This is a genomic window from Alkalihalobacterium elongatum (genome assembly GCF_019024285.1).
GTDB lineage: Bacteria > Bacillota > Bacilli > Bacillales > Bacillaceae_F > Alkalihalobacterium > Alkalihalobacterium elongatum.
This window is the reverse complement of the sequence record NZ_WMKZ01000003.1, coordinates 25,240-44,966: the sequence shown is the minus strand read 5'-3', so window position 1 is coordinate 44,966 and position 19,727 is coordinate 25,240. Positions and strand designations below refer to the sequence as shown.

Here is a 19,727-nt window from a genome sequence, read left to right as displayed (position 1 = left end):
TAATTTACGCCCCCCTTTTGATGGCACTTAATGCTTCATCAATCGAAACATATTCTAACTGCCTTTTAAACTTTTGATCCCATTTAGCCTTTTTCAAAATATCCATTACAGGACCTTTGACTCCCGCAAATAAAAATTGAATATCACCTTTTTGGCACGTTTCCATTAGTTCTTCGAGAGAGTGAATGGCAACGGCGTCCATTGAATTTACACCTGTAAAATCGAGAACGATCCATTTAATTTCTGGCTTTTCCCCAATTCTTTCACACAATTTGTCTTCTAAGAATGTCATGTTTGCAAAGTAGAGTGAGGCGTCTATTCTTAGGATTAATATCTCTGGGTCAGTTACGGCCTCTGGATACCGTTTGATGTTTCGAAAAACACCCTTTTCTTTTAAATAACCTAACTCAGCAATATGAGGATAAGCACTTCTAGCAATAAAAACAATTAAAGAAAATGCAACCCCAATTAAGATGCCTTGCTCAATTCCAATGAGTAATGTTGCTATAAACGTAACTATCCAAGTCCACCCATCTAACTTACGAACACGAAATAAGTGCTTTGCTTCTTTTACATCTATTAAGCTATAGACAGCTACCATAATAATCGCTGCCAGTACCGCATTAGGAAGGTAATAAAATAAGCCTGTGAAAAACATCAAAGTTAGTATAATGAGAATTGCTGTAATCATCGAAGCTAAAGGTGTTTTAGCACCTGCTTGATAGTTAACAGCTGATCTAGAAAAGCCACCTGTCACTGGATAACCTGCAAAAAAAGAGCCCCCAACGTTCGCCAAGCCAAGACCGATTAATTCTTTGTTTGGAACGACCTTATATTTTTCCTTTGCTGCAATAGCTTTTGCCATCGCTATTGATTCCATAAACCCGATAAATGAAATAGCTAATGCAATCGGTAGTAAAGCTAAAATATCTGCTATTTGGATGTGAGGCATTGTGAACATTGGAAGCCCACTTGGAACCTCACCAATAATTTTTAAACCTACTCGTTCAAGCTGGAAAATGTAAACCGTTAAAATACTTAAAACAACTACAGCTAATGGACCAGGAACTTTTGGAACCCACCGTTTGATTAAAACTAAGATTAAAATGCTAGCAACACCTATTGAAAAGGTAATTGGGTTTACTTCTGAAATGCGCTGAAAGGATTCCCATAATATTTTAAATACATCTTTTTCAGCTTCTAATTTTACGCCGAGTAAATGTTTTAATTGACTTAGACCTATTATAATTGCAGCGGCAGATGTAAAACCGCTAATAACAGCGTGAGATAAAAAATTAACTAAAAAACCTAGCCTAAGCACCCCCATTAAAAACTGAATAATTCCAATCATGAGCATTAATAGTAAAACCAGCGAAATATACGTATCCGTTCCTGGTTCTGCCAGGGTTGAAACACCAGCAAGAACTAATAAAGATACCATCGCTACTGGACCAACTGCTAATTGCCGTGACGTTCCAAATAATGCATAAATAATCAACGGAACTGTAGAGGCATATAACCCAATTACCGGAGGGAGTCCTGCTAGCATCGCATATGCCATACCTTGGGGAATTAACATAATTGCTACGATTAAACCAGCTGAAAGATCCCCACTTAAATTGGATCGATCATAGCTTGGGAGCCATTCAAAAACAGGTATCCATTTTTTTAACACAAATGCTGCTCCTTTCTATATAAAAGTTTTATGTATAAAGGTTGCAAACTACGCAACCTTTTATGACTCTCAAAGAAAACTTTTAGAACAATTAACGAACCGCGCAACGGTTTGGTCCTATTTCCATTTCGCGTTGTTTTTCTTCGTCTGGGGTTATTTTTCCCATGTTTGTTTCTCGAATTTCTTGATAGCTGTTTGGTTGAGGAGGTAGATTTTCGGTAACCGTTCTCCTAAATTCGTCATCTTCTTGAATATTTAATCCGTGGTTTTCAGCATAAAGAGTTCCAAGACTTTCGGAGATACTTCCGTCTTCATTCATTTCATTAATTCCCATATAGTGTGCAGGAAGAACAACTAAGTTATCTGCTAGACCTTTATAACGTTGATAAAGTGTCTGTCTTAAGTCAGAAACCCAGTCCTCTGCTTTCCCTGCTAAATCGGGACGGCCAATGGAATCAATAAATAAAATATCGCCCGTTAGAAGGTATTTATCGTCAACAATTAATGAAGTACTACCAATTGTATGCCCTGGTGAATAGACCGCTTTAATAGTAACGTCACCGACTTTAATCTCGTTGCCATCTTCTAAAGGCGTATAACTAAAGTTTACTTCTTCAGCATCTTTTGGAGGTAAGTGATACGTTGCCCCGTACTTTTCAGCCATCGCTCTTGCGCCTGAAATATGGTCAGCATGAAGATGTGTATCAAGAACATGGGTAAGCTTTACGTTATGCTCGTTGATTAATTGTTCAAATGGTGCTGTAACCCGAACAGTATCCACAATCGCTGCTTCCCCATTGGACTCAATAAAGTACGAGAGACAGCCTTTACCAATTCGAACAAATTGATAAATTGCTCCTCCATTTGTAAGCTCACCAACCTTAATTGGTTCAAGGTGTTCACTCCAAGCGTTCATACCGCCTTCAATCGAAAAGACATTATCGTATCCTTTATTTGCGATTTGCTCTGCAACGAACTCGGATGAACCGCCTTTCGCACAAACAACATAAACTGGTTCTCCTTTAGGAAGCTTGTCCATAATCGGATCGACGCTCTCAATTAGATCAAAATAGGGTTTGTTAATGACCTCCACATTTTTTCCTTCCACTTTCCAATCATCAAAGTCACCCGTATTTCGAACATCTAGGATGAACACGCGGTCCCCGTTAATTATTTTTTTAGTTAATTCCTTTACTGAAATACCTTTTACCGCAGTTTCTTGGCTCATGAAAAGCTCTCCTTTTATGAAAATTAGAACGTTAAAGTAATATCTGCATCTTTCGCATAAGTTAAGAACGTTACAGCACCACCAACATCAACACCATCTACAAACTGCTCTTTTTCTAGACTCATGACATCCATTGTCATTTGGCAAGCAATCATTTTAACTCCCATTTCAGTTGCCATTCCAACAAGTTGATCGACTGGAGGAACATTGGCCCTCTGAAAACCTTCTTGGAAATGTTCGGCACCAGCTGGCATTGGCAAATTTTTATGAGCTTCTTTATGAATTAGATTTAACCCTTCAAATGTAAAGAAAATGCCAACTTCAGCGTCAGTAGCCGCCGCAGCTGTTGCAATATTAAAAACCTTATAGGCGTCAAACATTCCACCATTAGCTGCAATAACTGCAATTTTCATACGAAATCCCCCTTATTTAATGCGTTTTTTCAGTCGAACCAGTCCAATCTTTCATACCAGGCACAACGTTTTTGACGTTTGTAAATCCTTTTTCTGCAAGTTTTTGAGCAGCTAAATCACTTCGACTACCGCTACGACAAACAACATGAATTTCAGCATTTTTGTCTAATTCTTCAAAACGTTGTTCAAGTTCTCCTAGCGGAATGTGAACAGCCCCTGGAATATGACCGAAAGCAAACTCAGCTGATTCTCGAACATCTAATACGGTAATTTTTTCATTACCTTCTAGTTTCTTTGACAGTTCATCAAGGTTTGTGACATCAGGATGAGTGGTTTCTGCTTTTTCTTCCTCTGCACTAGCTTTACGAAGGTAATGCTTTAGTACATCTCCATCTTCAACAGTTCCTAAATACTGATGACCAGTACTGCTGGCCCAAGCTTTGATGTCAGCTGTAGACCCCTTATCTGTCGCTTGAATCTCCATTACTTGACCAGGTTCTAGGGTATCTATTTCTTTTTTTGTTTTTACAATTGGCATGGGACACGCTAAACCTTTAGCATCTAATACCTTGTTAACAGTAACTTGCATTAAAGCTCCTCCTTTCTAAACAACAATTTTATTATTATGTTTTTTTCATAATTAATACGGTCCTAGGTTTTTAGAAATAATGGACTGTTTACTATTTAATGTAAAGATGGTTATTTCAGAATGGGTATCAATACCATACATCGTGGTGCATATTGTTCGTTTATTGATTTCATAATACGTAGTGAGGTGAAAACATATGGCATTACTTCCTGCTACAACCGCAAGAGTTCCAATGAATACGATGAAAGAAATCAATCAAAAAATTGCAGAAACTACACGGTTATCGATTGAAAAATATAACCATAAAAATAAGGAAGACATTTTGAAGCGAATAATGGAATTGGACCAAGAATGGGATACAGAGAGAATATTAGAAACTTCCGCAGCTAGCTTTATGTTAATGGGGACAATTTTAGGCATCACTAAAAATAGAAGCTGGCACTTATTTTCTGGTGTAATTGGATACTATTTATTAAGGCACGCACTTCAAGGTTGGTGTCCGCCACTACCCGTTATTCGGAAACTAGGTGTTCGAACGGCTTCCGAAATTCAGAAAGAACGAAATGCATTACTTGGGATATTGGAAAAAAAGAATTTACGTTCATCATTGTAAATGGGAACGGTGTAACTCTTAAAAAGAGAAAAATAAATAAGAAAAAAACATTAGTTAGATGTCCTAATGTTTTTCGAATTCTTTTATAATTGTAGGTGTGTAGAGCTTACAATTCATCTATAGGCTGTCTGTTAAGTGTTAGACTTCGTTAAAGGAACTGTAAACCAAAACGTGTGAACATTATCTTCTGATACTAAACCAACGTTCCCGTTATGGCTCTCAATTATCTCTTTTACAATCGCAAGACCTAATCCTGAACCGCCCGAGTTACGACTTCGAGAAGCATCCGCACGGTAAAAACGTTCAAATGGTTCGTCTTGATAGTCTACAGGTATCGGTAACCCGTGGTTCGTTATCTGTATTTTGTATTCGCCATCACTGACAAAACCCCTGACCTTTATCCACTTCCCTTGGTCATAACGAACCACGTTCTGGACAAGGTTGTACACGACTTGCATCAGACCGTTTTTATTTCCATATAATTTTCTAGATTTTAGTTGCAGGTCTACTCTTATTGCCTGATTTTCAAGTTCGAAATGAAAGTGACGCAAAACATTTTCAAATAAAGACTCCATTGAAACCCATTCGTAGTCTGATCGGGCCTCCTGATCATGGTTCCATTTATTCATTTGCCGTAATTGCTCCACTAAGTTTGTTAAACGTAAGGATTCTTCATGAAGGGACTGATAAAGCTCCTTGTTTCCTTCAATGACCCCCGTACTTAATGCTTCTAAGTAACCGTTAATATTTGTTAATGGGGTTCTTAATTCATGGGCAACATCTCTCGTCATCTTTTTTCTATCCGTTTCAACTTTTTTTATATGATTGACCATCTCATTAAAATGTATCGTTAATTGGCCAATTTCATCTTGAGTCATTCTTTCGTCTAATTGTGGATATTTCCCCTCCATAACCTCTGTAGTTGCATTAGTTAGTGCGTGTAGCGGGTCGAGCAGTCGAGAAATGAAGTAAAAATGGATAAAAGCAGCAATGATAACCGACAGAATGACAGCAGTTAAAAGATAAGAGTCCATTCTATCGACAAATGCAAGACGCTGTTCTATGGTAAGGACATTTCCTTTTTCAACTAAATAGCAAGCATAGTCTTTCACTGAAATACCGACTAACCATATAACCAAACCAATTACAATACTGTTAATAAGGGTCAGTTTCCACATTAACTTTCGTTTAATTATCTGATGTAAAAATGTCTTAAAACGCATTGAATTGATAACCCATCCCTCTTATTGTTTGAATACAATCAGGGGCATCTACTTGCTTTAATTTTTCTCGAAGGTTTCTAACATGGACATCAATCGTTCGCCACGTAATATCTTTTTCATCGTTTGGATACAATTCCGCAATCATTTGATCTCTAGACAATACTTGGTTTGGATTTTTCATTAACATATGTAATAGCTTACACTCATTGTTTGTAAGCGAGAGTTCCTTCCCTAAAAAGTTTACTTCACCCTTGTATGGCTTTATAGTTATTCCTTGATAACTGATCTTGTGACAACGATTTGCTGTACGACGGAGAACAGCTTCGACTCTTGCCACAAGTTCATTAGGACTAAATGGCTTTGTTACGTAATCGTCTGCCCCCATTTTTAAACCATTAATACGATCCTTCTCATCCACCTTGGCAGTTACCATAATGATAGGACTGTCACTTTTTTTCACCGTGCGGATCCATTGACATACCTCCTCACCACTAACTTGGGGAAGCATTAAATCGATGATCGTAAAGCATGGTTCGTAAACATCATACATTTCAATTGCTTGTTTGCCATCTTCTGCTTCCCATACTTCATACCCTTCTCTTTCTAAATAAATCTTAATCAATCCCCTGATTTTCGGGTCGTCTTCAACAATTAAAATCGACTTACCTTTTGTATTCACTTTTTACCATCCGCCTTTAATGCTATTTACTCGGGTTACTAAAATTAATTAGAACTTGTATTGGAATCTATTATTTTAATCTCTTACTTTACACTTTTAAAGTATATTAGACAATTAATCAATATTGTTTTTAAAATTTTCCATCATTTCATATGACATCGGGCCAATGACTTTATGTTGAATTCTTCCACTGGTATCTATAATGTATGTGGTCGGTATTGAATAGGCTTGATAAATATGACCAATTTCTCCATCAACGTCTAGTAATATTGGAAAGGTCAGTTGAAATTCTTCTTCTACAAATGGAACGATGTCAGCAGTGTTTCGTTCAAGCGTCGTTAAGTTAACAGCTAAGATGGTAATTCCATCCTGTTTATGTTTTTCATAAAAATCTTGCATATGTGGCATTTCTGCACGACAAGGTGGACACCAGCTAGCCCATAGATTAAGTATGACTTTTTGTCCATAAAAATCTGAAAGTTTCACAAGCTCGCCATCTAATGTCTCAAGTTCAAAGTCAGGCGCATAATTTCCTTGCTGCAAACCGACAACTACTTCTTCTTTAGGTTTTTCTTCTGCAGTTTTTTCTGTTTCAACGTCAGCTTCTTCGGTTTCAGGTAAAGTTTGATCGCTTCTATCCGTATCCGTTTGAACAAGTTGTTCTTCATTGGCTGTTATTGTCGTGTCTTCTCCTCGTAAATCTAATAGGCCCCATGTAATTAAACCTGCTAACAAAACAATAACAATGATATTTCTTTTCATACTATCCCTTCCTTTTGTTATGATATAAAACTAAATTGTGCTAACCAGGCGCTAAGTCGTTGAAATTGACCAGTAAATAACAATAATCCTAACCCAATCAAAATCCAGCCATTTACTATACTCAGTTTGGGCAGCCACTTGTTAACGTTTTTAATGGTATTAAGTGAGTACGTTAAAATAAATGATACGATGAAGAACGGTATTCCTAAACCGAGTGAGTAAATCGAAAGCAAGAGCATCCCACTCCCCATTGTTTCAACCGACGCTGCTAGCAGAAGAATTGAGGATAAAACAATACCTACACAAGGAGTCCAACCGAATGCAAAGGCCATACCAATGACGAGAGAATGACCAACGCCCCTTCTAGTACTATTCAGTTGCATCCTTTTTTCTCGCATTAAAAATTTTAACTGTAATAGACCTGCCATCTGTAAGCCAAAAACAATGATTAGAAACCCACTTATTTTCTCAACCAGGTTTCGGTTTTCAAAAAATAATTGACCTAGAAAGCTTGCAGAAGCACCTAGTATAATGAACACGAAACTAAATCCAAGGATAAAGCTAATAGAGCGAATGATGACCGTTCTCTTCATCACATTCACTTTATTTTCGCTAATCGTAGATCCTGTTAACGTGGCAATATACGCTGGGATGAGTGGAAAAACACAAGGTGAAAAGAAAGATAACATTCCTGCAGTAAAAGCAACAAATAAAGATAAATTATCGATCTGTTTCTCCTCCTTTCCTCTTAAAAACTAACGTAAGAATAATGATGAAAAAAAAGATGACTTGCCCAAACGTAAACGTTAAAAATACAGTTAGATGATTTGTGAAATATTGTAGAAAGAACTGTCCTAAGCTATAAATTAAGATGATCGTCGATAAACGTTGCCAATCCCCGAGTTTTTTTATACTAATGTAAATAGTGACCAATAAGAATAGAGCTAATCCAATTTGTCCTGCATGGAACATGTTGCTATGCTGGTCTTGATATGTATAAAAAATAATTGAACCAGCTATAAATCCCGTTAATAACAGATCAATGTATAAGGTTAAACTCATTCTATGTTTCTTAGATTGATAGTATAAATAGATACCTCCAACAATAAGTGCTAATACAATCCCTCTTTGTCCTCCATTGAAATATAATATCCCTAATGGATTCGTAAAGGCATAAACTGGATGAAACAAGATGTAACTAAGCTTCCAAACGATCCACGCGATTAAAACAACATTGAAAGGCGAGTCAATTAACAGTTTTTCGTTTAAATTTCTGTTTTTCAAGCGAAATTTCATAGCGATATAGGCTGCCATGAAACTAAAGCCAATAAAAATCCACTTGGTTGGTAATTGTATCTGGCCTATAGAAAAGTATGGTTCCATAATTCCCCTCCCATTTCTCTCTGCCTTCAGTTATACAGGAGGAATATTAAGAAACGTTTAAGAAACACAAAAAACTAAAATAGAACAATTTAACGGCGCATTTAAAAGAGGATTCATTTTAAAAAGAGATGAACATAAAAAAACGGAATTCCTCTTTTGGAATTCCGAATATTTTTATCATAGTTTTTTTCCTCACTAGTTGGAAGCAATAGCCCGTATGTGGAAGCTTTGATTTAATATTACTTAACAGTATACTTATTTAACTTTGAGAGATTCATTATAATCTTGGATAGCTTGTTGTAAAGTTCCTTTTGTTTCTACTTTTTCGTTTAACTCAATACCTAATTCAACGATGGTATTAGTAATTTCAGGTCGAATTCCTGTAAGTACAGCTTTACATCCTTGAATTCGAATACCGTTAATAATCTTAAATAAGTGTCCGAGTACAGCTGTATCTAAGTAAGCAACCCCTGAGAGATCGATGATTATATGTTTTAAACTTTGGTTATGTATTTCTTCTAATAATTTGACTTGAATATTTTTGGCACGACGTGTGTCGACTGCCCCAATAATTGGTAAAATCGCCATTGTATCATACAGTGGGATAATTGGAACATTTAAATCGTCAATTAGATCATTTTGCGATTGAATCAGTTCTTGGCTGTACTCAGAAAAACTAGACGAGAAGTGTTTAATATACGAATCTAAATTATAATTAACTTTTCTTTCTAGGTCGAAAAATTCTTTAAGATCAAGCTGAATTTGATTTTCATAGTAGTTAGCAAGAAAATCCCAATAAATTTTCCGGACCATTTGAAACCATTCCAATATTAGGATTAACTCAATATCATGCATGGCCCACTTTTTCCCTTGTTCCTTTGCATGCATAATTAACCCGTATTCATTTGCTTCATGTAAAAACTCAATGACTTTATGAGTTGAATTTAAAATAAATTGATCATTAATCTCGTTATTTTCTTTAATACTTTCAAATAACTCTCGTGATTGTTGGCTAAGCAGCTCATTAAATACTTCTTTATTTTGTAAGTAAAATTCATTAAATGTTTGTTGTTCTTCATAAACTAAATTCAATTTCATCACTCCTATTCCTTTGTTTTCTTGGATTGGAAAATAAATTGTAAAAGTAGTCCCTAACCCAACTTCACTCGTCGCTTTGATCTTCCCATGATGTTCGTAGATCGTCGCATAAACTTGCGTTAATCCCATACCTGTCCCCGATTCTTTCGAGGTGAAAAAAGGTGTACCAAGTAAATTAATTTTTTCTTCAGGTATGCCAACACCCGTATCAGAAATAGAAACAACTAAATGCTCATTTTGAATATAGTGTTTGATTGTAATCGTTCCAGAGTCAGGGATGGCTTCAAAAGAGTTTTTTAACAGATTAAAAAAAGCTTTTTTTAATTGATTTTTTCTTCCGTAAATATTAACGTCATAATCGCCAAACTCTTTGATGATCTCAATATTGTAAATTCTATCTTGAAAAAGGTAGAGAATCGCTTCTAATTCGGAGCAAAGATTAATAAAAGAATAACCTTCATCATCTAAATCAGGCTTGGATACATTTAATAGGTTTTGCATTGTCGCAAGTGCGTTTTCTAATTCTTCCGAAGCTATATCAATATATGCATGTGGGTTTTCCTTTTTTAGTAATTGCAGAAAGCCTTTAACTGCAGTCAATGGATTTCTAACTTCATGTGCGATCCCTGCTGCAATTTGACCAACTGAAGCTAGCCGATCAATTGTAACATCATCTTTATCTTCATTTATATGGTTAGTCGATTTTCCATTTAGTAGCAATGACCTTCGTCCCCTTTTCTGAAGTCTCGATTTGGAAGTCATCCAACAATCTCTTTGCACCTACTAAGCCAAGCCCTAATCCCTTTTTTTGGAAATCATTTTCTCCTTCTAAGATTTGATCTAGTTCATTTATCCCTTTGCCTTGGTCTTGAACAACGATCCGAATTCCTTTTCCATCAGTACTTTCACAAATGAAAATCCCAGGTTCATTTGTATGATCTAAAATATTTTGTGTTAACTCTGAAACAGCGACAATTAGTTTCTGCAAATCTACCTTTGAAAAAGAAAGAGAGTTTGCTAGAATACGAACGGCATTTACTGCTATACGAATATCATGTTCTGATCTAATAGTAATTTTTTTTCTCATACAGAATATTTTATAGTAATCATTCATATTTTTCCAAAAAAACATAAAATTTCTCTAAATTGATACTAAAGTCCTAATACCCGTTTTCCTTACTCTCTTTTTACTTTAGAAAGAAACATTATATTTAACGAAAGATAAAGATAGATAGAACTGACTTTATCAGTGGCTATCTATCTTTAAGTATAAAAAATATATTATCCTGATATCATAAAACCTTTAGTTTTATTTTTGAATATAGGCTTTAGATCCTTTTTCATCAGACACTTGATCAATTAATATGTGTCTATTACGCTCACACCAAGCAGACAAATCTTTTAAAAAATTAGTATCGGTAGCTCTAACCTCAAGAATCTCTCCTTTGCTCATCGCTTTTAATGCATTGGTTACATTTAAAATAGGACCTGGACATTGGAGACCTGTTGCGTCAACAGTAACATCTGCGTTTATATCTTCTTTTGTACATTCAATTTTTGCTACCCCTGCATCATCAGTAACAATTTTACATTTTTGATCTCTGTTTTTTCGGTAAACTGTGGAATATGTCTTCCAACCACCATCTAAGTTCATTACGTTGAAACCATTTTCTTGTAAGATTCGTGATGCTAAATAACCGCGTAAACCAACTTGACAATTAACATAAATCGTTTGGTCTTTAGGAAGTTCATTAAGTCTGTCTCGTAATTCATGTACAGGAATATTGATTGCTCCATCAATATAACCCATTTCGAGTTCTAGCGGATTTCGGACATCAACTAAAAAACCACCATTTGCTATAATACTGTCAATCTCGTACCATTGAATGGTCTCAATAACACCATCAACAATATTTGTAGCTGCATAGCCCGCCATATTTACAGGGTCTTTAGCCGAAGAATAAGGTGGTGCATACGCTAATTCTAAATCTGGTAAATCTAGTACCGTTAAATTACCTTTAATTGCTGTTGCAAGCACATCAATTCGCTTATCAACGCCGTCCATTCCTACCGCTTGAGCGCCGTAAATTTTACCCGTATCTTTATCAAATACTAGTTTTAAGGCAATTGGTGCTGCACCTGGATAGTAACCTGCGTGAGAACCAGGATGTACATGAACAACTTCGTAAGGAATTCCCAATCGTTTGAGTGTTTTTTCATTATTTCCTGTAGTTGACACGGTATAGTCGAACACTTTAGCAATGGATGTTCCTAGTGTCCCGTTATATTTTACTTTTTTTCCGTATAGATTATCTGCAACGATACGTCCTTGACGGTTGGCTGGCCATGCAAGTGGGATCATCGTCGGCTGTCCGTTAATATAGTCTTTAACTTCAATTACATCACCAATTGCATAAATGTTTGGGTCATTCGTTTGTAAATATTCATTGACTTGAATGCCACCGCGTTCACTAATATTTAACCGAGCTTTAACAGCTAGTTCATTTTCAGGACGTACACCAATTGATAAGATAATTAAATCGGTTTCGATTTCTTTTCCGTTCTGCGTCAGGACTTTAGATCCATTATTTTCAAAAGACTTAACTCCATCACCTAAAATAAGCTTCACACCTTTATCTTCAAGGTGATTATGAATTATTGCAGCCATTTCATAGTCAAGAGGTGCCATAACCTGATCTGCCATTTCAACAATTGTTACTTCTATGCCTCGTTCATATAAGTTTTCTGCCATTTCCAAGCCTATAAAACCACCACCAACTACGACAGCTCGTTTTGGTTGTTTGTCATCTACGTATGATTTAATTCGATCTGTATCAGGAATATTACGTAATGTGAAAATCGCTTTTGCCTCATTAAGACCAGGAATTGGTGGAACAATCGGACGTGCACCTGGCGATAAAATTAACTCATCATATGACTCTTCGTACATATCACCTGTTTGCACATTTTTCACCGTAACATGTTTAGTTTCTCTGTTAATATCAATGACTTCACTTAAATTGCGAATATCTAGGTTGAATTTTTGGGACATACCTTCAACTGTTTGAACCAATAGCTTTTGACGTTCTTTAATTGTTTCACCGATATAATACGGTAAACCGCAGTTTGCAAATGAAATATACTCTCCTTTTTCAAACATAATGATCGTTGACGTTTCATCTATTCTTCTAAGACGAGCAGCTGCTGTCGCTCCTCCAGCAACTCCACCTACAATAACAATTTTTTTACTCATTCTAAATTCCTCCCATGTATAATCAATTACCTTATAGGGTATATACCTCATAATGTATATTACATGCTTTAGCAGCAAAAGTATGTGACAAAAATCACACAATTTTTTATTATGATGAATGTGAACAAATAGTGAAAGTGATCTTTTTTTTAAAAGGGTATTAAGATAAATCCGTGGGTTAAAGTAGTGAAAAAAAAGGGCTACTTTTGTCAAAAGCCACTCTGAAATCTCAATTTACGAAAAATAGAAAAAAGTAAAAGAAACCAAAATGTAGAATATTTCCAGTTGATATGTGAAATTATAAAGTAAATTAACATAAGTATATGATCAATCATCAGGAGTAAACCAATGGCGGAACATATTGAAGTTATTTTAAGATCAGTAATGGCATTTACTATCTTATTAATGGGAGCACGAATATTAGGAAAGCAATTAATTTCACAAATGAATACGATTGATTTTATTGCAGCCGTTTCCTTAGGTTCGATTACTGCAAACTTAGCGTTTAATACATCGATTGAAATTCATCATTTTCTTCTCGCATTTTTCATCTTTGTTTTTATCAGTTTAATCACTGCTTATATTTCCATGAAAAATCGAAAGGCGAGAAAGTTCTTTGCTGGGGACCCAATTGTACTCGTTCAAAATGGAAAAATTTTAGAAGGAAATATGAGAAAAATGCGCTATACGATCGACTATTTAAATCAACAAATGCGGGAACGAGATGTATTTAATATCGAGGAAGTTCTATTTGCGATCATTGAACCGAATGGTAATTTGACCGTTTTAAAAAAACCACAACATCGGTATGTCACAAAACAAGACTTGAACCTCCCCGCGCCTTCTGAAACGAAGTTACCGATTGAACTTATTATGGATGGAGAAATTATTGAAGAAAATCTAATTGAAAATAACTTAAGCAATCATTGGCTTATTGATGTTTTACAAAAGCGAAAATATCAACTCGATGAAGTCGCTTATGCTGTCCTTGCTGCAAACGGAAATGTATATATTGACACGTATCGAGATCACATCACTTCTCCGGTCGATCGAGAATGGTAAAAAAAGGGTGACTCGGAGTCACCCTTTTTTTCATTTTTGTTATTTACAATTTTTGGCTTAAGGAAAGAGCTCACTCTTGTAATTGCTTTATTAATGTTTCAATACTCGCCTTTACTTCTTCATAGATTAGATTCCAATTTTCCAGTAAGGTGGAACTGAGCCCAAAATTAAATGAGATTTCATAAGGTTCTATACCAATAAGAAACCCTTTAATTTCCTCTTTTTTATGGAAAAGAACATGAAATAGGTGCATGTTATGAGGGGAAATATTAATCGGTTGTTGTTCATGTAGTTCTTCTAAAGGAAAGATTGTCACATCCCCTGGATCCTTCCCTAAACAAACGGCATCCACAAGGATAACACTACTTACAGACTCGATACATTGAAGACAGTAATCAATGTCAGATTCCCCAATTATATATTGAAGGCTTGGTTGACTATTTTGTTTTGCTAATTCTTCTACAAGATATATTCCGATTCCATCATCCATCATTAATTGGTTACCAATTCCTAATACAATAATTGCTTCCATTAGAACACCTTTATCGTCTTCACTTGTTTTCCTGGCCGATAGACGTGAGTAGCACAAGACATGCACGGGTCAAAGGATCTGAGAATTCTCCCAATTTCTGCAGGGTTGTCAGGATCTTCAATTGGTGTACCGATTAAAGCCTCTTCTGCAACCCCTAAGTATCCAAGCTCATCCCTAGTAGAGAAATCCCAAGTAGACGGAGTTATAATTTGATAAAATGATAGCTTTTTATTTTCGATACTGAGCCAATGACCGAGAGCGCCTCTTGTTGTATCAATTAACCCTCTTCCTGTAGCTGTTTCAGGAAGATCGTATTTACTTTGTACATCTATTCCTGGAATGATTTCTTGGAGTAACGTTTTCATAATACTTGCAATTTTTTTTGCTTCAAGAGCTCGAGCGAGGGTGCGATCCATGGCTGATATTCCGTTATTATAGTTACCGCTTAAGATTAGACGTGCTAGTGGGCCTACTTCAAATGGCAGATTGTTGTATCTTGGTGCTTTTACAAATGAATAGGCGCTTTCCTTATCTCGATCTGATTCAGGAATTGTGTCGCTTGGAACATTTGTTGTTTTAGTTGATTTGAACCAAGAATAATCTATCTTTTCGTGAATCTTCGTTTCGTCGAAGGGCTCAAACGATTGAGTAGTAGAAACTAATGGATCGACATATAATGTTCCAAGTTCTTTATAGTCGTTAAAAGCCCCATATGTTAAGAGATTTCCATAGCCTCCTCCTAAGCGGTAATATTCTGGATAGTAGCGAGCAATGTCATAAACATCTGGGATCATATTATCATCAATGAATGTAATGATTTTTTGTAATATAGAATCTAGATGAACTACTTTTTCCGCTGTTGCCTGTGTTGTAATACCTCCTATGAAAACCCCATGATTATGAGGGGCTTTTCCTCCTAACACAGCTAACATTTGGTGAGCAGATCTACTAATCGAAAGAGAATCGAAATAATTTTTCGAGATTTTATCATTTATTGCTTTTGGTAATCTAAAATCACTATGATCGGCTTCGAACAAACTATTTTGTTCAATCTTTACAAAATCAGGTACAGTATATTGATAGAAATGACGTATGTGGTTTTGCAAGAACTCACAACAATGGATAATGTCCCGTAAATACCTACCTTGTTCCATAGGTTGGATGTTCAAGGCATCTTCTAGAGCTAACGAGGACGCCATCGAATGAGCGGCTGAACAAATTCCACAAATTCGTTGAGTAAAATAAACTGCGTCAAACGGACTCCGTCCAACCAGCATTTGTTCAAATCCTCGAAAAAGGTTCCCTTTCGTTTTTGCATCGACGACTTTATGTTGTTCAACCACCACATCAATTTCTAAGAAGCCGCTAATCCGAGTTAGAGGATTAATAACAATTCGTTTACTCATCCTTCACCACCCTTGTCGTATCGTAGCTTATAAATGGAGCCATCGCATCTGGAAATCCAAACTGTGCACAACCAATACACGGCGTATCATCTCCAATCGGCCAGTTCACATGTCCATTCCACTGTCTTGTTGGACAATCAATTCGAGTCACAGGTCCTCGACAACCTAGCTTAAATAAACACGTTTTATCTCCTAATTTTTCAGCAAAGATTCCTCTGTCAAAAAATGGCCGTCGTGGGCAGCGATCATGGATGAGGGTACTGTAAAACATTAGTGGTCGCCCTAAACTATCAGTTTCTGGTTCCCCATATAATAAAAGGTGAGCTAACGTACCTAAAAACCAATCGGGATGAACTGGACAACCAGGTAATTTTATCATTTTCTTATTCGGAAGAACTTGCTGTAAACTAACAGACTCAGAAGGGTTTGGTTTTGCAGCAGAGACTCCTCCGTGGGTTGCACAAGCTCCAACAGCTAATATATGAGATGCACTTTCTCCTAACATCTTTGCAGCTTGTAATCCTGTGAACGGCTTTCCTTGCCAACTGCCGATGATATTGTATAGTCCATTATTTCTTAAGGCAACTGCTCCTTCAACAGCTAAAATATAATCCTCATTCAATACATCCATCAGTTTTTGAATTGCTCGTTCACCCTCTGATGCCATTAAACTATTACTATATCGAAGGTTGACCATGGAGTTAACCGTGTACTCAAAGTCAGGATTTTGGCCATTTAGTAGAGAAATAATATTACCAGAGCATCCGTTTAATTCAAGATAAACGAGGTTTCTTTTTTGGATAAGTCCTTTATTAATTCTTTCAGTTGCAGCACTCGTTAATCGTTCAGTAATCGCTTCGTTCGTTAAAGGCTCTGGGGGAAGTATAGGTTCCGTCATTACACTAACCTCCCTACAACTGGCAGTGTCGCTAATAAAGATTGTTGACCCGCATGGCAAGATGCGAATTCTTGCGTATAATCTTTTCCTGCCACTAATCCAAAATGAGTCGCGGCTGCCCATGCTCTATTATTAGTTACATCATAAACGATTCCATTTACAGCGACATACGCTGGTCGACCGTTTTTTCCGTCGAAAGTTGCTAGTTCTTCAACTGTAAACGTACGTTGATTCACTTGTGGGGTTACTTGGTTAGGTAATGGTTTAATCGGAGGTATTCCTTGTTGGCCGGGGATCGATGTTGGTTGAATGAAAGGCTGCTGTTGAATCTGAGTAGATAGTGAAGCTTGACTAGCTAATAATTCACTTAAAAAGTGGATGTTTGATAGTGTATCCCACAATCGTTGAAGAATAGGGTATTTCTTTGTTTGGTCATGTGTTGTTGAAAGCGTATAAATGTCCTGTCTCGCTTGGGTGACGAGGTGATTTAGCTGTAATCGTACCAGCTCGATGTTTTGCATGACGTCCTCTCCTTACGTAATCTCTAGATATACTATGCAAACACCCATAATTATTTAACAAATTCTTGGCAAAAGTAATCCTGACAGGCGCTGAAGGCGCCTCGTTGCTCCAATTGGAGTTTTTAATAAAAGTTTACCAGTCCGTTCATGACAAGAATTTACACGGCCAATTGTTTGAGCATTTTTTCCAAAGGTGTGTTTATGCAAAATTTCAAGAGCTTTTTGTGCACATTGCGAGTTTACAATCATAATAAACTTTCCTTCATTGGCCATATATAGTGGATCAAATCCTAAAATATCACATGCGCCTTTTACATCATTTCGGACCGGAACAGCTTCTTCATCAATTTCTATATGGATATGGTGGTCTTCGCAAAGTTCAACGAGTGTTGTGGCTAAGCCACCACGCGTTGGATCTCTCATCACTCGAATTCCTTCAATTTGATCGGTTAACTCTTGAATTAACTGATTTAAGGAAGCACAATCACTTTCAATGTTTGAGATTAATCCTAAATCTTCACGGGCACTCAAGACAGCTATTCCATGATCACCAATCGTTCCACTAATAATAATAGAATCTCCTTCGGTAATACGATCGGGCTCAAGTGAATTGTCTTCTTTAACAAACCCAATGCCCGTCGTATTAATATATAATTGGTCGACACTTCCTTTTTCTACAACCTTTGTGTCACCTGCAACAATATGCACCTGAGCAGCCTTTGCTTCAGATGCCATACTTTCAACGATCTTTTTTAAATCTTCTAAAGGCAATCCTTCTTCAATAATAAAACTAGCTGTCATATATTGAGGTGTTGCCCCGCTAACCGCTAAATCATTGACAGTGCCTGTAATCGCTAACTTTCCAATGTTCCCACCTGGAAAAAAAATCGGTTTAACGACATAGCTATCGGTTGTAACTGCGAGTTTCTGCTGATCACAACGAAAGAAAGCTGAATCATGTTGGATATGGTCAGAATGGCCAAATGCTTTAACAAATACTTCTTGAATGAGGTTATGAGTTAATTCTCCCCCTTCTCCGTGAGCTAAACTAATACGTTGGACCACAATTTATTCCTCCCTCATAAATTGAAAATGTGCTGCACAGGTACCTTCTGTAGATACCATACAAGGACCTATTGGATTTGTTGGAGTGCAAGCTTTATTAAACAGGACACATTCCTCTGGTTCAAGGATTCCACGGATGATTTCCCCGCAACGACATTTTGTTTTTCTAGGTTGTCGTACTGCTACTTTAAATTTCTTTTTAGCATCAAATTGCTGATAAGCTTCCTTTAATACAAAGCCGCTGTTTGGTATGGTGCCAATACCGCGCCAATCTTCATCATAAAGTTGTAAATACTTTTTCATGTATTGTTGTGCAACTACATTTCCTTCATCTGTGACCATATACGTATAGTCGTTAATGATGTTATTTTTTTCGTTTAATAGTAAATCTAATAATTTATAAATACTACTTAATAATTGAACAGGCTCAAAACCTGCAATAACTCCAGGCATTTTATATTCTTCTTTTAAGAAATCATAGCTGTTTTTCCCTAATACAACTGATACATGACCGGGTAACAAAAATCCATCCAGGTTTATTTCTTGTGAATCGAGTAATATTTTTAATACGGGTTCAACTAATTTAGTTGTCAGCCAGATACTGTAATTATTTAAGTTTTTTTTGTATGCTTCATCGATTGCCAAAGTGAGGATTGGAATCGTCGTTTCAAAACCGATTCCTAAAAAGATAACTTCTTTTTCAGGATGTTCTTCAGCAATTTTCACACTATCTAATGGAGAATAAACAACTCGAATATCTTTACCCTCTGTTTTAGCTTTCGTTAGCGAGTGCTTTGACCCAGGAACGCGCATCATGTCGCCAAATGTACAAAGAATTCGATTCGGATGTTCTGTTAGTTCAATCATTGCATCGATTGATTTTTGGTCAGTAACACATACTGGACAGCCTGGTCCGGCAATTAATTGGATATGGTCCTTCAATGTCGCTTTAATTCCTGATTTAGCAAAGGCCATCGTATGTGAACCGCATACTTCCATTAAAACTGGGCTTCGCCCCCGTTTTTCTTTGAATCGTTCAGCTAATTGGATAACAGCATCTAAGGATTGACGAGTTAATTTGGGATCAGAGAAAAGGTCCGTGTTTAGCATTTATTAAATTCCTCCATTCCTCTATGCTCTCTTTTGCATAATCGGCATCAATAATTGTCATGGCCTGCCCTGCATGAAGTAATACATAATCGTTGACTTTAACTTCTGGTACGAAAATAGTACCTACAAACATTTTCGTACCCATTACATCGACTAGCGCTTTTTGCTCTTCTATTCCGATCACGAGAGCAGGAACTCCTAAGCACACTTAATTCTC

General features: G+C 36.6%; 21 protein-coding genes. 2 read left to right on the top strand and 19 right to left on the bottom strand.

Features of this window, described 5'->3' with window-relative positions; genetic code table 11:
* Positions 1-4: 4 nt before the first annotated feature.
* The 4 genes from GKP30_RS05880 to GKP30_RS05865 all read right to left on the bottom strand — a co-directional run bounded on the left by GKP30_RS05880 (position 5) and on the right by GKP30_RS05865 (position 3,905).
* The gene (locus GKP30_RS05880; protein WP_216828493.1) at positions 5-1,675 is read right to left on the bottom strand and encodes a SulP family inorganic anion transporter; all 1,671 of its coding nucleotides are present in this window, start codon (positions 1,673-1,675) and stop codon (positions 5-7) included.
* A 91-nt stretch (positions 1,676-1,766) separates the two neighbouring features.
* Positions 1,767-2,903 carry an MBL fold metallo-hydrolase gene (locus GKP30_RS05875; protein ID WP_216828492.1) on the bottom strand — a complete coding sequence of 379 codons (1,137 nt, stop codon included), beginning with the start codon at positions 2,901-2,903 and terminating at the stop codon, positions 1,767-1,769.
* A gap of 23 nt (positions 2,904-2,926) precedes the next feature.
* Positions 2,927-3,316 (bottom strand): DsrE/DsrF/DrsH-like family protein, encoded by a 390-nt coding sequence (locus tag GKP30_RS05870; RefSeq protein WP_216828491.1) that lies wholly within the window; start codon positions 3,314-3,316, stop codon positions 2,927-2,929.
* Between the two features lie 16 nt (positions 3,317-3,332).
* Positions 3,333-3,905 (bottom strand): sulfurtransferase TusA family protein, encoded by a 573-nt coding sequence (locus tag GKP30_RS05865; protein ID WP_216828490.1) that lies wholly within the window; start codon positions 3,903-3,905, stop codon positions 3,333-3,335.
* A 196-nt stretch (positions 3,906-4,101) separates the two neighbouring features.
* On the opposite strand from GKP30_RS05865, the gene GKP30_RS05860 reads away from it, so the two are divergent.
* On the top strand, positions 4,102-4,518 hold the full coding sequence (locus GKP30_RS05860; protein ID WP_216828489.1) for a DUF2892 domain-containing protein: 417 nt from the start codon (positions 4,102-4,104) through the stop codon (positions 4,516-4,518).
* A gap of 131 nt (positions 4,519-4,649) precedes the next feature.
* On the opposite strand, the gene GKP30_RS05855 is transcribed toward GKP30_RS05860, so the two are convergent.
* From GKP30_RS05855 to cdr, 8 genes are all read right to left on the bottom strand, one after another.
* Positions 4,650-5,741 carry a sensor histidine kinase gene (locus GKP30_RS05855; RefSeq protein ID WP_216828488.1) on the bottom strand — a complete coding sequence of 364 codons (1,092 nt, stop codon included), beginning with the start codon at positions 5,739-5,741 and terminating at the stop codon, positions 4,650-4,652.
* Positions 5,731-6,420: a response regulator transcription factor gene (locus GKP30_RS05850; RefSeq protein WP_216828487.1), complete on the bottom strand. Its 690-nt coding sequence runs from the start codon at positions 6,418-6,420 to the stop codon at positions 5,731-5,733. Before GKP30_RS05850 ends, GKP30_RS05855 begins: the two co-directional genes overlap by 11 nt.
* Before the next feature lie 114 nt (positions 6,421-6,534).
* Positions 6,535-7,182, bottom strand: a complete 648-nt coding sequence (locus GKP30_RS05845; protein WP_216828486.1) for a peroxiredoxin family protein — start codon at positions 7,180-7,182, stop codon at positions 6,535-6,537.
* 17 nt (positions 7,183-7,199) lie between these two features.
* Positions 7,200-7,910, bottom strand: a complete 711-nt coding sequence (locus tag GKP30_RS05840) for a cytochrome c biogenesis CcdA family protein (RefSeq protein ID WP_328703127.1) — start codon at positions 7,908-7,910, stop codon at positions 7,200-7,202.
* Complete coding sequence (locus GKP30_RS05835) at positions 7,903-8,565, bottom strand: prolipoprotein diacylglyceryl transferase (protein ID WP_216828484.1); 663 nt, start codon at positions 8,563-8,565, stop codon at positions 7,903-7,905. Before GKP30_RS05835 ends, GKP30_RS05840 begins: the two co-directional genes overlap by 8 nt.
* Positions 8,566-8,820: 255 nt before the next feature.
* The gene (locus tag GKP30_RS05830) at positions 8,821-10,383 is read right to left on the bottom strand and encodes an ATP-binding protein (RefSeq protein ID WP_216828483.1); all 1,563 of its coding nucleotides are present in this window, start codon (positions 10,381-10,383) and stop codon (positions 8,821-8,823) included.
* Positions 10,358-10,795: an ATP-binding protein gene (locus tag GKP30_RS05825; protein WP_236034929.1), complete on the bottom strand. Its 438-nt coding sequence runs from the start codon at positions 10,793-10,795 to the stop codon at positions 10,358-10,360. The genes GKP30_RS05830 and GKP30_RS05825 overlap by 26 nt, the downstream gene beginning before the upstream one ends.
* 177 nt (positions 10,796-10,972) lie before the next feature.
* Positions 10,973-12,916, bottom strand: a complete 1,944-nt coding sequence (gene cdr / locus GKP30_RS05820) for a CoA-disulfide reductase (RefSeq protein WP_216828482.1) — start codon at positions 12,914-12,916, stop codon at positions 10,973-10,975.
* A 348-nt stretch (positions 12,917-13,264) separates the two neighbouring features.
* Between cdr and GKP30_RS05815 the strand changes: the two genes are divergently transcribed.
* Complete coding sequence (locus GKP30_RS05815) at positions 13,265-13,978, top strand: DUF421 domain-containing protein (protein ID WP_216828481.1); 714 nt, start codon at positions 13,265-13,267, stop codon at positions 13,976-13,978.
* A gap of 70 nt (positions 13,979-14,048) precedes the next feature.
* Here the strand turns inward: GKP30_RS05815 and GKP30_RS05810 are convergent, their stop codons facing one another.
* From GKP30_RS05810 to GKP30_RS05780, 7 genes are read right to left on the bottom strand one after another with little or no spacing between them, the layout of a single operon-like run.
* Positions 14,049-14,510, bottom strand: coding sequence for a hydrogenase maturation protease (locus GKP30_RS05810; RefSeq protein WP_216828480.1), 462 nt, complete (start codon positions 14,508-14,510; stop codon positions 14,049-14,051).
* A complete protein-coding gene (locus GKP30_RS05805; RefSeq protein WP_216828479.1) occupies positions 14,510-15,916 on the bottom strand; it encodes a nickel-dependent hydrogenase large subunit in 1,407 nt (468 codons plus the stop codon). Before GKP30_RS05805 ends, GKP30_RS05810 begins: the two co-directional genes overlap by 1 nt.
* Positions 15,909-16,814, bottom strand: coding sequence for a hydrogenase small subunit (locus tag GKP30_RS05800; RefSeq protein ID WP_216828478.1), 906 nt, complete (start codon positions 16,812-16,814; stop codon positions 15,909-15,911). Before GKP30_RS05800 ends, GKP30_RS05805 begins: the two co-directional genes overlap by 8 nt.
* The gene (locus GKP30_RS05795) at positions 16,814-17,335 is read right to left on the bottom strand and encodes a cytochrome b5 domain-containing protein (RefSeq protein ID WP_216828477.1); all 522 of its coding nucleotides are present in this window, start codon (positions 17,333-17,335) and stop codon (positions 16,814-16,816) included. The genes GKP30_RS05800 and GKP30_RS05795 overlap by 1 nt, the downstream gene beginning before the upstream one ends.
* A 54-nt stretch (positions 17,336-17,389) precedes the next feature.
* Positions 17,390-18,400, bottom strand: a complete 1,011-nt coding sequence (gene hypE / locus GKP30_RS05790; RefSeq protein WP_216828476.1) for a hydrogenase expression/formation protein HypE — start codon at positions 18,398-18,400, stop codon at positions 17,390-17,392.
* Positions 18,401-18,403: 3 nt separating this feature from the next.
* Positions 18,404-19,510 (bottom strand): hydrogenase formation protein HypD, encoded by a 1,107-nt coding sequence (gene hypD / locus GKP30_RS05785; RefSeq protein ID WP_216828475.1) that lies wholly within the window; start codon positions 19,508-19,510, stop codon positions 18,404-18,406.
* Positions 19,485-19,718 carry a HypC/HybG/HupF family hydrogenase formation chaperone gene (locus tag GKP30_RS05780; RefSeq protein ID WP_216828474.1) on the bottom strand — a complete coding sequence of 78 codons (234 nt, stop codon included), beginning with the start codon at positions 19,716-19,718 and terminating at the stop codon, positions 19,485-19,487. Before GKP30_RS05780 ends, hypD begins: the two co-directional genes overlap by 26 nt.
* Between the last annotated feature and the right edge of the window lie 9 nt (positions 19,719-19,727).

Coding starts and splice junctions, on each gene's coding strand:
- GKP30_RS05875 (WP_216828492.1), bottom strand. CDS start 2,903: ATGAGCCAAGAAACTGCGGTAAAAGGTATTTCAGTAAAGGAATTAACT.
- GKP30_RS05870 (WP_216828491.1), bottom strand. CDS start 3,316: ATGAAAATTGCAGTTATTGCAGCTAATGGTGGAATGTTTGACGCCTAT.
- GKP30_RS05865 (WP_216828490.1), bottom strand. CDS start 3,905: ATGCAAGTTACTGTTAACAAGGTATTAGATGCTAAAGGTTTAGCGTGT.
- GKP30_RS05860 (WP_216828489.1), top strand. CDS start 4,102: ATGGCATTACTTCCTGCTACAACCGCAAGAGTTCCAATGAATACGATG.
- GKP30_RS05855 (WP_216828488.1), bottom strand. CDS start 5,741: ATGCGTTTTAAGACATTTTTACATCAGATAATTAAACGAAAGTTAATG.
- GKP30_RS05845 (WP_216828486.1), bottom strand. CDS start 7,182: ATGAAAAGAAATATCATTGTTATTGTTTTGTTAGCAGGTTTAATTACA.
- GKP30_RS05835 (WP_216828484.1), bottom strand. CDS start 8,565: ATGGAACCATACTTTTCTATAGGCCAGATACAATTACCAACCAAGTGG.
- GKP30_RS05825 (WP_236034929.1), bottom strand. CDS start 10,795: ATGTTTTTTTGGAAAAATATGAATGATTACTATAAAATATTCTGTATG.
- cdr (WP_216828482.1), bottom strand. CDS start 12,916: ATGAGTAAAAAAATTGTTATTGTAGGTGGAGTTGCTGGAGGAGCGACA.
- GKP30_RS05815 (WP_216828481.1), top strand. CDS start 13,265: ATGGCGGAACATATTGAAGTTATTTTAAGATCAGTAATGGCATTTACT.
- GKP30_RS05810 (WP_216828480.1), bottom strand. CDS start 14,510: ATGGAAGCAATTATTGTATTAGGAATTGGTAACCAATTAATGATGGAT.
- GKP30_RS05805 (WP_216828479.1), bottom strand. CDS start 15,916: ATGAGTAAACGAATTGTTATTAATCCTCTAACTCGGATTAGCGGCTTC.
- GKP30_RS05800 (WP_216828478.1), bottom strand. CDS start 16,814: ATGACGGAACCTATACTTCCCCCAGAGCCTTTAACGAACGAAGCGATT.
- GKP30_RS05795 (WP_216828477.1), bottom strand. CDS start 17,335: ATGCAAAACATCGAGCTGGTACGATTACAGCTAAATCACCTCGTCACC.
- hypD (WP_216828475.1), bottom strand. CDS start 19,510: ATGCTAAACACGGACCTTTTCTCTGATCCCAAATTAACTCGTCAATCC.